Origin of the sequence: Bradyrhizobium sp. INPA03-11B (assembly GCF_040446015.1) — a bacterium.
GTDB classification, from domain to species: Bacteria; Pseudomonadota; Alphaproteobacteria; order Rhizobiales; family Xanthobacteraceae; genus Bradyrhizobium; species Bradyrhizobium macuxiense_A.
The window spans coordinates 1-9,298 of sequence record NZ_JASGSR010000200.1 but is presented as its reverse complement, the minus strand read 5'-3'; the positions used below and the strand labels follow the sequence as shown (position 1 = coordinate 9,298).

At 63.2% G+C, this 9,298-nt stretch carries 15 protein-coding genes and 1 tRNA gene; 9 read left to right on the top strand and 7 right to left on the bottom strand.

The window, feature by feature from the left end; genetic code table 11:
* Positions 1 to 230, bottom strand: a 230-nt coding sequence (locus QMZ05_RS39245; protein ID WP_353705631.1) for a PAS domain-containing protein, incomplete at its 3' end; no start/stop codon positions are given.
* Between the two features lie 371 nt (positions 231 to 601).
* On the opposite strand from QMZ05_RS39245, the gene QMZ05_RS39240 reads away from it, so the two are divergent.
* From QMZ05_RS39240 to QMZ05_RS39215, 6 genes are all read left to right on the top strand, one after another.
* Entirely contained in the window at positions 602 to 1,000 is a 399-nt protein-coding gene (locus tag QMZ05_RS39240; protein WP_353705630.1) for a phasin family protein, read from the top strand.
* A 258-nt stretch (positions 1,001 to 1,258) separates the two neighbouring features.
* Positions 1,259 to 1,696 (top strand): phasin, encoded by a 438-nt coding sequence (locus tag QMZ05_RS39235; protein WP_074130367.1) that lies wholly within the window; start codon positions 1,259 to 1,261, stop codon positions 1,694 to 1,696.
* 187 nt (positions 1,697 to 1,883) lie between these two features.
* A tRNA-His gene (locus QMZ05_RS39230) sits at positions 1,884 to 1,960 on the top strand.
* A gap of 174 nt (positions 1,961 to 2,134) precedes the next feature.
* On the top strand, positions 2,135 to 2,464 hold the full coding sequence (locus QMZ05_RS39225) for a hypothetical protein (RefSeq protein WP_353705629.1): 330 nt from the start codon (positions 2,135 to 2,137) through the stop codon (positions 2,462 to 2,464).
* 223 nt (positions 2,465 to 2,687) lie between these two features.
* A complete protein-coding gene (locus QMZ05_RS39220; protein WP_353705628.1) occupies positions 2,688 to 3,005 on the top strand; it encodes a hypothetical protein in 318 nt (105 codons plus the stop codon).
* Between the two features lie 181 nt (positions 3,006 to 3,186).
* Positions 3,187 to 3,867, top strand: a complete 681-nt coding sequence (locus QMZ05_RS39215) for a ParA family protein (protein ID WP_021081815.1) — start codon at positions 3,187 to 3,189, stop codon at positions 3,865 to 3,867.
* Between the two features lie 452 nt (positions 3,868 to 4,319).
* On the opposite strand, the gene QMZ05_RS39210 is transcribed toward QMZ05_RS39215, so the two are convergent.
* Positions 4,320 to 4,616 (bottom strand): DUF4282 domain-containing protein, encoded by a 297-nt coding sequence (locus QMZ05_RS39210; protein WP_050422462.1) that lies wholly within the window; start codon positions 4,614 to 4,616, stop codon positions 4,320 to 4,322.
* A gap of 320 nt (positions 4,617 to 4,936) precedes the next feature.
* On the opposite strand from QMZ05_RS39210, the gene QMZ05_RS39205 reads away from it, so the two are divergent.
* The 3 genes from QMZ05_RS39205 (at position 4,937) to QMZ05_RS39195 (ending at position 6,254) form a co-directional block, all read left to right on the top strand.
* Positions 4,937 to 5,401, top strand: coding sequence for a MaoC family dehydratase (locus tag QMZ05_RS39205; RefSeq protein ID WP_353705627.1), 465 nt, complete (start codon positions 4,937 to 4,939; stop codon positions 5,399 to 5,401).
* A 55-nt stretch (positions 5,402 to 5,456) separates the two neighbouring features.
* A complete protein-coding gene (locus QMZ05_RS39200) occupies positions 5,457 to 5,939 on the top strand; it encodes a MaoC family dehydratase (protein ID WP_279708906.1) in 483 nt (160 codons plus the stop codon).
* Between the two features lie 171 nt (positions 5,940 to 6,110).
* Positions 6,111 to 6,254 (top strand): hypothetical protein, encoded by a 144-nt coding sequence (locus QMZ05_RS39195; RefSeq protein ID WP_016841369.1) that lies wholly within the window; start codon positions 6,111 to 6,113, stop codon positions 6,252 to 6,254.
* Between the two features lie 181 nt (positions 6,255 to 6,435).
* Here the strand turns inward: QMZ05_RS39195 and QMZ05_RS39190 are convergent, their stop codons facing one another.
* The 5 genes from QMZ05_RS39190 to QMZ05_RS39170 form a co-directional block, all read right to left on the bottom strand.
* Complete coding sequence (locus QMZ05_RS39190) at positions 6,436 to 6,573, bottom strand: hypothetical protein (protein ID WP_181196149.1); 138 nt, start codon at positions 6,571 to 6,573, stop codon at positions 6,436 to 6,438.
* A 225-nt stretch (positions 6,574 to 6,798) separates the two neighbouring features.
* The gene (locus QMZ05_RS39185) at positions 6,799 to 7,218 is read right to left on the bottom strand and encodes a hypothetical protein (RefSeq protein WP_021081820.1); all 420 of its coding nucleotides are present in this window, start codon (positions 7,216 to 7,218) and stop codon (positions 6,799 to 6,801) included.
* A 154-nt stretch (positions 7,219 to 7,372) separates the two neighbouring features.
* Positions 7,373 to 8,335: a hypothetical protein gene (locus tag QMZ05_RS39180; RefSeq protein WP_353705626.1), complete on the bottom strand. Its 963-nt coding sequence runs from the start codon at positions 8,333 to 8,335 to the stop codon at positions 7,373 to 7,375.
* Positions 8,336 to 8,572: 237 nt separating this feature from the next.
* Positions 8,573 to 9,007: a nuclear transport factor 2 family protein gene (locus tag QMZ05_RS39175; protein ID WP_353705625.1), complete on the bottom strand. Its 435-nt coding sequence runs from the start codon at positions 9,005 to 9,007 to the stop codon at positions 8,573 to 8,575.
* 96 nt (positions 9,008 to 9,103) lie between these two features.
* Positions 9,104 to 9,298, bottom strand: a 195-nt coding sequence (locus QMZ05_RS39170; protein ID WP_353705624.1) for a hypothetical protein, incomplete at its 5' end; no start/stop codon positions are given.

Sequence of the window (9,298 nt, the reverse complement as noted above, 5' to 3'; positions counted from 1 at the left end):
AGGTTGTAACCGAGCCGCGCGACTTGGCGGCGATGCGGATCGGCCGGACCGAAGGCGCGCTTCGCCAGCTCGGCGCCATTGGCGGCACCGAATACCTGCGCGCCGACCGGATTGGCCCAGAGAATCCGTGCGCCGTCGGCCGACCACAGCCATGCCGGCAGGGCGTCCGTCGCATGGTCCGCCAGCCTCACATCGCCGAGCGCCTGGATCTGGAATTCCGCGTCACTCATCACGCAAGATTTGACCGCATAGGTTTGGCTTTTTCCTCGCATTGCCGAAGCGCCGGCAGCCGCAGGACGACAGCCTTAACAGAAGGTTAGTATCGCAAGCGGGGGGCGGCAGGTCCATGTCCGCAGCGAAACTGCCCCCGCCAAAGGCGGGATAACGTTAACTCGGCTGAACGATCCACAGCCGATTGGCGTTGTCCGGCAGAGGCGGCTGCGACAGCGTGTTGCGGAACCAGGGCAGCGCCGCGTCACACCTGCGATTGCAGTGCCGCGATATATCGTGCCGCCTATTCTACCTTGTAGTCTACCCTGTATTCCACCTTGGGCCCGCAGGGCCAACCGGCGGGCCGATCACCAAGCGAGGGAGAGCGACCATGAGCGACAACGGGCGTGACCATTTCGAGATCCCCAAGTTCGAGATCCCCAAGGATATGCGGTCGATGGCGGAGGCGAGCTTCGATCAGGCGCGCAAGGCATTCGAGCAGTTCGTGAGCAACGCGCGCGACACCGCCGGCAAGATCGAGGAGCGCAACGCCACGATGCGCGCCGACGCCAAGGACCTGTCCACCAAGGCGCTGTCCTATGCCGAAAAGAACGTGCAGTCGTCGCTCGACTACGCGCAGTCGCTGCTCAAGGCCAAGGACCTCACCGAGGTGATGCGGCTGCACAGCGAATATGTGCAGGGCCAGATGCGCGCGCTCGCCGAGCAGGCCAGCGAGATGGGCCAGGCCGTCAGCCGCGCCGCGATGGAGGCGGTCAAGCCGAAGAGCTGACGGGACCGCCGATCCGGGCCGGCTGCGGCTGGCCCGGGGGCGGTAACGCCATATTCCGCCACATAAAAAATATGCGTTGCACGCGATCTTACGTTGCGTTGCACAAAATTGACATGATATGGGTGTTTATTAGGCGGGCCCGACGAAGGGCACTCCCGTGAATCAAGGCAGCGTGATCCATTTCAGCGCTCCCGGCCTGCTGGCTCCGGGACGTCCGCAATGGTCACATCTACTCACCCGTTGCGAAGGATTACACGTATGACCAACCCGTCCGATCCGTTTTCCGCCTCGATCATCCCGTTCGAAGTTCCCGAGCAGGTCCGCGCGTTCGCCGAGAAGGGCGTGCTGCAGGCCCGCGACAGCTACGCCAAGTTCAAGGACGCTGCCGAGACCCACAACTCGACCGTCGAGGCCGTCTTCACCTCGATGAACAAGGGCGCCACCGCCTATTCGGCCAAGCTGATCGAGTTCTTCAAGGCCAACACCACCTCGTCGCTCGACTTCGCCCAGGAGCTGTTCAGCGTGAAGTCGCCGACGGAAGCGGTCGAGCTCTGGACCTCGCACGCCCGCAAGCAGTTCGAGACCTACACGGCGCAGGCCAAGGAACTGGCCGAGCTCGGCCAGAAGGTCGCCAGCGAGACCGCCGAGCCGATCAAGGCCAGCGCCTCGAAGTTCTATCAGCAGCCGGCCGCCTGATCGCGATCTGCTTGAGATAGCGAAAGGCCCGGGCCTTATCGGTCGGGGCCTTTTTGCTGCCGCGGACCGTTAAGCCGCCCGAGATAAGACCGGAAATCGGCGCGTTAAGCGCTTGCCAAAGGCGGGCGTTGCACCTAGTTTCCGCCCCAAATCGCCGCCCCCCTTTTGCGGGGCCGTGCGTCAGGATGCAGTTGTAGCTCAGTTGGTTAGAGCGCCTGTCTGTGGAACAGGAGGTCGGTGGTTCGAGCCCACCCAACTGTACCATCCGCAATCATCACCCAGTGGGACGTCGCCAGCTCAGGCTATTGCGAGATCACTCGCAGCTTCCTTGATCGCCGCCAGCGTGTCATCGCGTCCGCTTGCACTTCTTCGTCGCATCACCCACACTCCGCGAAACGACGCCTTAACGATGCCTTAAGTGCCACCTTGGGGGGACGCATGGGGACCGCCGGTTCACGGAGTTTTTCGTTTGCGTTGATGCTCGGATTTGCGGCGCTGTTGCTGCCCGGCCGAAGCGAGGCCTATACGCCGGACCAGCAGCAGGCCTGTACGCCGGATGCATTCCGGCTCTGTGGTCCCGAGATTCCCGACGTCGATCGCATCACGGCCTGCATGATCAGGAACAAGGCGCAGCTGTCGCCGGCCTGCCGGGTGTTCTTCCGCGGCGGCGCTGAGCCGCGCGAGGCGAGCGAGCGCGAGGAGCGGCGGCCGGTCGCAGTCAAGCGGAAGGTCCACAAATCGCACAAGGCGAAGAAGTCCACGCACTGATCTGGTTCCGATTGCGCGCACGCAAGCAGCGCTCGCTTGCTGTGTGCCTTCATGCGAACCGACGTCACTTCACGCGCAAACGCGCGTGGATCGCCTTGCCGCGATTTCAAGGCAGCGATGCGCGACAGACTGACGCCTTGTGACGCTGTCACGCAGCATCATCTCTGCGACTTGTGTTGTTTGCCAATCCGTTCCCGCCTGTGGAACGGACGGAGTGGGACGCGTGAGCGAATACTACCAGCAAGAGATCGATCGGCACTTCGCCTGGTTCGAGGCCAAGCTTCCGAACAAGCCGGCGCGCTTCGTCGCGTGGCTGCGCAAGCCGTCGTCGCGCTATGTGCGAATTCCGCTCGCGATCCTGCTGATCATCGGCGGCATCTTCAGCTTCCTGCCGGTGCTCGGACTCTGGATGCTGCCGCTCGGACTCCTTTTGTTCGCGCAGGATGTGCCGTTCTTGCAGAAACCGACGGCGCAATTGCTCGGCTGGATCGAGCGCAAATGGATCGCGCGTGAGCGCGCCAAAACTGCCGAAAAGCGCTAGGCGTGAGTCATATCAAACGCTTAGCGCTTCCATTTGCGGTTGCGTCATAAGTATGGTGTGACTCAAAAAGCAAAATGCACCGGTAATCTTGGCCACTTTGCGGATTGCAAGAAATTTTTTCTTTCGCGAATCAGCGTGCTGATTCATTTTCGCCTCCTGGGGTCAATCTGGAGGCCAACGTATGAACGTGATTGTTTTCGCTTCGCGTAAGGGGGGCTCGGGAAAAAGTACCCTGGCTGCTCACCTCGCTGCGCAAGTGCACAAGGCAACGAAGCCCTGTCTGCTGATCGATGCCGATCCGCAGGGCTCGCTGACGCTCTGGCACAAGCTGCGCGGCACCAACGAGCCGGCGATCAAGACCGCGGTGAACTCGGTCAGCGGCATCATTGCGCAAGCCAAGCGCGACGGCATCGAGTGGGTGTTCATCGACACGCCGCCGAATCTGTCGGCCGTGGTCGACGACTCCATCAAGAACGCGACGATGGTGATCATTCCGGCGCGGCCCGGCGTGTTCGACGTCAACGCGGTGCAGGAAACCATTCAGACCTGCCGCTCGATGCGCAAGCCCTATGCCGTCGTGATCAACGGCGCGCCCGCTCAGCGTGACGGCGCCGAAAGCCGCATCGTCGCGATCGCGCGCGAGGCGCTGGCGAAATTCCGCGCACCGGTGTGGAGCGGCCAGATCACCAACCGCGCCGATCTTCTGATGGCGCTCGGCCAGGGTGAAGGCGCCCGCGAATATTACGCGGAAGGCCGCGCCGCGGCCGAGATCAATCGGCTGTGGGCCGCGATCGAACGTTCGATCAAGGCGATCCGCGGCACGGCGTCGGCGTCCGGCGCGATGCACAAGCAGGCGGCGTAACAACGCCGCCTTGGTTCGGACTGGAAAGAACGCGCGGTACCCGCGCGTTTTTTGCGTGAGCGTCATTGCGAGCGAAGCGAAGCAATCCATTTATCCGCGCGTGCGGACCAATGGATTGCTTCGTCGCTATCGCTCCTCGCAATGACGCATGGATGGCGTTACGCCACCATCAGCAGATAGAACACGATCACCGGCGCCAGGGTCAGGATCACCGACCAGATGCCGACAGCCCATAGAATATCCTCGGTCGTGAAGCCCGGCGCTGTGCCCGGCCTCACGGCAATAAAACCATTCCTGGAAGTCACGACGCCCCCGCGTTGGTCTTGGCAATGCAGGGGGTGATACGCGAGCGGATTTAAGATCCCGGCTGGAATTTCGCTGGCATTTGCGCGCGGGGACTACTTCGGATTAACCACGGCATCGGCGGCAGGCGTCCCGCCGGAGGCTGAGCCTCAATGCATTCCCGCATCGCGATCGCGGATCGCGCCGAGATGCTCGTTGATCCGGAAAACGATCAGGATGAACTCGGCGATGATGCGCGAGAACACGATGCCGACGAAGACGCTGGCGATCGACGCAAGCAGCTGGATGAAGCCGACGAACGGGCTGATCGCCATCGCGGTGAGGCTCCACAGGATGCCGGAGATCCCGAACAGCACGATGACCGCGATCACCAGCCAGTAGAACGTCTTGATGATCGTGGGCGTGATGAAACGGTCCCACTGAAACAGATCCTGGAAATCGAACATCATGGTTCTCCCGGCCAGCCGACATATGATTCGCGTCTCGTTCATCCTACTGCGTCACCCCCGGCGTGATCACTTCGTCCCGGGAGCCTGCGAAGAGGCGTCCATCGGGACGAGGCGTTTTCGCCGGGCCACGGTACGGGACGGCGCCAAAGCGCCTCCGCGACCTGTGGGATCGATACGGTAGGAGCCCGATCGGTCCCGCCAAAGGCGCGCCCCGGACCGGGCGCCGGCAGTCCAGGGGCGAGCTATGCGAGTGGGCCGGTTGTGATTGCTGCAAATAACGGCCACAATCGGGCTTCCCTCCGGCATATCCTCACCCAATGACCACGCTGACCTTCGAAGACTTCAAGCCCGGCCGTTTCGGCACGTTCGGCCCGCGCCATGTTTCGCGCGAGGAAATCCTTGCCTTTGCCGCCGAGTTCGACCCGCAGCCGATGCATCTCGACGAGGAGGCGGCGCAGAAATCCATGCTCCGCGGCCTGTCGGGCTCCGGCTGGCATCTCGGCTCGCTGATGATGCGGATGCTGTTCGACGGTTTCATCGGCCGCACCGCCTCGCTCGGCTCGCCCGGGGTCAACGAGATGCGCTGGGTGGCGCCGCTGCGTCCGGGCGACGATTTGACGCTGGATGTCGACGTGGTCGAGGCGCGCGTCTCGAAGAGCCGGCCGGAGACCGGCATCGTCACCTTCAAGGGCACGATCCGCAACGCGCGCGGCGAGATGCTGTGCGAGATGGAGTCGCCGATCATCGTCAGCCGCCGGGACGGCGCGGGTAAGCGAGCATGATCCGGAAAAGTGTGAAGCGGTTTTCCGCGAAGATCATGCTCAGGACATAGACCAGATGCGTTTCTTTGAAGATATCGAGATCGGGGCGCGGCGCGAGTTCGGCTCCTTCACCTTCACCGCCGAGGACATCAAGCGCTTTGCCGCGCAGTTCGATCCGCAGCGCTTCCATCTCGACGAGGAGGAGGGGCGCAACTCGCTGTTCGGCGGGCTCGCCGCGTCAGGCTGGCATGTCGCCAGCGTCTGCATGAAGCTCCTGGTCGCCGACGGCAAGCGGCTCGCCGCCGAAGCCGCCGCGCGCGGTGAGGAGGTCGCGGTCTGGGGACCCTCGCCGGGCTTCCGCGAGCTGCGCTGGATCCGCCCGGTGCTGGCGGGCGATACCATCAGCTTCGCCAACCAGGTCGAGACCAAGCGCACGTCCGAGAAGCGGCCCGAATGGGGCATCCTTCAGGCGCGCAACACCGGCGTCAATCAGCGCAATGAGGTGGTGTTCTCGTTCCTCGCGACCGCCTTCGTGCCGCGCCGGAATCCCGGTTCCTGATGTTGCCCCCACGCCTCTGATGTTGCACGGACGCCATGGTGGCAGACTAAGTCTGCCGCCGACGCAGTTGTGCGTTGCGTGGAACTCATTTTTTGCTAACGCATTTTGAACCTTTGTCCCTGCCTTATGCTTGAGGGCACGGACATCCGGGCAAGCACCACTGGGGATACCATGGCAGATCGCAGCGCGCTGAAACTCGTCGGAATTATCTTCGCGACGGTAACGGTTGTCGTGATGCTGGCGACCGGAATGGTCGTGAAGGGCTTTGCCGACGGCAATTATTCCTTCGAGACCACCGCGAGCATCGATCGCTGATCGACCGTCCGTAACTCCGGGCGCTGCTGGCAGCGCCCAATGCGCGCATTTGCGCCTTTCAATGTGACCCCTCGGCAGGCTGCGTCACACTTCTTCCAGAAGCTTCTTGATTGGGCATCATCTGTTCGGAAGGCGGCTTCGCGCTTTGCGGTGACGCGGCCCTTCCGACCTGACTCAGGCCTTAGCGATTCCAGATCAGCACCATCACGACGGTCGCAGCCGCCAGGATGCCGATGAACCGGATCATGATCGTGCCGATGCCCTGCTGCGGCCGGCGCAGCGGTATGGGATCGGCGTTATCCGGCCGGACGCTCTGCATGAATTCTCTCCAAATGGATGCCGCACCAGGCGCGGTCCGGACACGAATTCCGGATTGGGCGCGGGCTCGGCACCGAAAGTTCAAATCGGCTTCTGCAAGAATTGACGCCGCGGAGTTTACACCGCGCTGAATAACGAAACGTTCCGCGTTGAATCCGCCACGCAAAACGAAACCGCCGCCTCCCGGTCGGGAGGCGGCGGCGCCGGATTCTTGAATTGATCAGGATCAGCTGTTGCGCAGGCCGTCGGCGGCGCGCTTCCACTGCGAGACGTTGTCGGCGATCATCCGCGTCGACTTCATCGCGGCCTGGCTGAGCTGGGCGTAGCCGGAGATCTCGCGCTGGACGCGCTGACCCTCGGCATGCAGCAGGTCGCGCAGGCTCTCGAGCTCACCGATCAGCTTCTCGATCTCGGCGAGCGAGGTGCCGGCGACGCGCTGGATCAGCGAGTTGACGTTGCTGACGGTGGCATCGGTATTGGTGTCGGTCGGCGCGGTTTCCGGGCTCGCCACCGGCCGGCGCAGATAGGCAATATCGTTGCGCACGAAATCGCGGATGCCGGCTTCGACTTCCGAGACCGCAGCGAGGTTGGTGTCGACCTCGGACGTCGCCTCTGTGGCTTCCTCGGTACGGTTGGTGGCGTTCATCGGCTTTCCCCTGGTTCGCAATAGCGAAGCGCGGCTTGTCCCCCGCACGACGAATTGATGAAGTTACGGACCTATCAGTGCCGCCGAATTTGACCGCATCTGGGCCAAGTTGGGGCAATGCCTGATCATTAGCGCGACAGGGCTAATAGATCGTTCACCATGAGTGCTTGTAGCCGGCGCCGATGCTCTTGTTGATCGTGCCCTGGGCGGTCTCGCCGACCGAGCCCGAGACGGTGACGCCGTCGAACAGCTTCTGCTCGGCGCCGATCCGGCGCAGCCACCGGTCGTCGGAGGTCGACGACAGCGTCTGGCCTGCGGTGATGCTGGTGCCGGTGTCGGTAACGGACAGCCGTGCTGACTGATCGGTATCGTAGCTGTGCGACGGGGTGCCGATGATGCCGGGCACCGGGACCACGCCCTGCTGGATCAAATTATAGCCGCCCTGCAGCGTCAGCGAATATTGCTCCGACAGCGGGACCGACTTGCTCAGGGAGGTGCCGACCTTGCTCTGGTCGGCGCCGGGATCGACACGCGCCTCGACCGAGGTCTTGTCCCAGATCGACGCCACGCCGGGCGCGGACATCGAAGCCCAGGCCGAGCCGCCGGATTGCGGCAGGCTGCCGCCATTGGCGAGCCGCTCCGACAATTGCTCTGACGCCGTCGTCGCCCCCTGTTTGGCGACCGTCATGTCGGCGCCGACGCGGGTGTCGAGGAACGGCGAGATCGACTGCTTGACCGACACCGCCGACGAGCCGTTGGCGTTGTTGTTGGTGGTCCAGGACGGATCGTTGCCGGCGATGCTGCTGCGCTTGGCGGCGCTCTTCGGCGCCAGCGTGGGCAGGCTGGTGGAATCGGTGTCGAGCTGACTCCAGTCGAGCTTGCTCTGGTCGATGTCCTTCAGGATGTCGGCGTCATTGGCGTCGGCCGTCGGCGGCGCCTCGTCGGCTTCGGCGCTGTCGGCCGGAGTGTCTTTTGCGGCGTCTTTCGCAGTCTCCTGGACGGCGGGAGCGATCTGCCATGGTGAGCTCTGGGCGCCCGCCGAAAACGTGATCGCAACGCTGAAGCCGGCCGCCAGCACCGGCAGCCTCGCCCAGCCAAATCGCAATGTGGAAGTCATTCCCAGCCCGCAAATTCCAAAGCGGCAGTATGCATTTGCCGTGGCGCAAAATTGCGGCAACGGTATCGCGAAAGCAAGTGATAGACGCGTGATCGTCCTGTCCGGGACCAGCGCGCGCGTTGGCGCATCACGCCGCCCGGGCGCGACCGTTCGGGGCTGGCAAAACAGGCCGCAGCTGCCGGGCGCCTTGACGAAGGCGCGGCCCCGGACATGACGAAGGCGTGAATCAGGTAGCCGTCAGACCGCGATGCGCGGCAGATGGATCGGGTAGCCGACGGTCTGCTCGACCAGGTCGAAGCTGTCGACCAGCACGCGGAAGCTCGTGAGCTTGCCGGCCTTGAACCGCGCGAAATGCGCGATCCTGAGCGAGATCGGCTTGTTGGAGTCGAGCGCCGTCAGCGAGTAGCGCAGCATCGAGGCCGCGGAATCCACGCCAAGCATGATCGACTCCCGGTCGAAGCGGTGCACCCGCAGGTTCTCGCCGATCTGCCTGATCACCTCGAGCACGGCGGCCTTGCCGCGGCGCGAGCCGAAGAAGGAAAACAGGTCGATCGGCCCGTAGATGGCCCATTCGACCTCGTCATCGAGCATGAGCTCGATGTCTCCAAGCTGGCGTTCGTTGATCGCGCGATGCAATGCGCGCGAAAAACGCCAGAGGCTATGCTCTGTCATTTTGGTCTCGTCCTGAAACTGGATTTTCAAAGCAAACGAATGGCAGGCGGTCAGCGCCGACGCCTTGCCAGGTTGCTGCACATCGCTATTGCCGGCTCAAATAGTGCGGAACGGCCAAAACGCAAATGACTTTTTTGCAATGCACAATTGCGCCGGATCTGACCGGAATGTGACGGCCCGCACGCAGAACCCTGTTCCGGTGGAATCGGAACGGGGCTCTAGATCCCAGTTTGACGCGGTTTCTCGACGCGAACCGGCGTCCACGTCGTCCGAAGACGCTCCGGCCAGCGC

Coding starts and splice junctions, on each gene's coding strand:
- QMZ05_RS39240 (WP_353705630.1), top strand. CDS start 602: ATGAGCGACAACGGGCGTGACCATTTCGAGATCCCCAAGTTCGAGATC.
- QMZ05_RS39235 (WP_074130367.1), top strand. CDS start 1,259: ATGACCAACCCGTCCGATCCGTTTTCCGCCTCGATCATCCCGTTCGAA.
- QMZ05_RS39225 (WP_353705629.1), top strand. CDS start 2,135: ATGGGGACCGCCGGTTCACGGAGTTTTTCGTTTGCGTTGATGCTCGGA.
- QMZ05_RS39215 (WP_021081815.1), top strand. CDS start 3,187: ATGAACGTGATTGTTTTCGCTTCGCGTAAGGGGGGCTCGGGAAAAAGT.
- QMZ05_RS39210 (WP_050422462.1), bottom strand. CDS start 4,616: ATGTTCGATTTCCAGGATCTGTTTCAGTGGGACCGTTTCATCACGCCC.
- QMZ05_RS39205 (WP_353705627.1), top strand. CDS start 4,937: ATGACCACGCTGACCTTCGAAGACTTCAAGCCCGGCCGTTTCGGCACG.
- QMZ05_RS39200 (WP_279708906.1), top strand. CDS start 5,457: ATGCGTTTCTTTGAAGATATCGAGATCGGGGCGCGGCGCGAGTTCGGC.
- QMZ05_RS39195 (WP_016841369.1), top strand. CDS start 6,111: ATGGCAGATCGCAGCGCGCTGAAACTCGTCGGAATTATCTTCGCGACG.
- QMZ05_RS39190 (WP_181196149.1), bottom strand. CDS start 6,573: ATGCAGAGCGTCCGGCCGGATAACGCCGATCCCATACCGCTGCGCCGG.
- QMZ05_RS39185 (WP_021081820.1), bottom strand. CDS start 7,218: ATGAACGCCACCAACCGTACCGAGGAAGCCACAGAGGCGACGTCCGAG.
- QMZ05_RS39180 (WP_353705626.1), bottom strand. CDS start 8,335: ATGACTTCCACATTGCGATTTGGCTGGGCGAGGCTGCCGGTGCTGGCG.
- QMZ05_RS39175 (WP_353705625.1), bottom strand. CDS start 9,007: ATGACAGAGCATAGCCTCTGGCGTTTTTCGCGCGCATTGCATCGCGCG.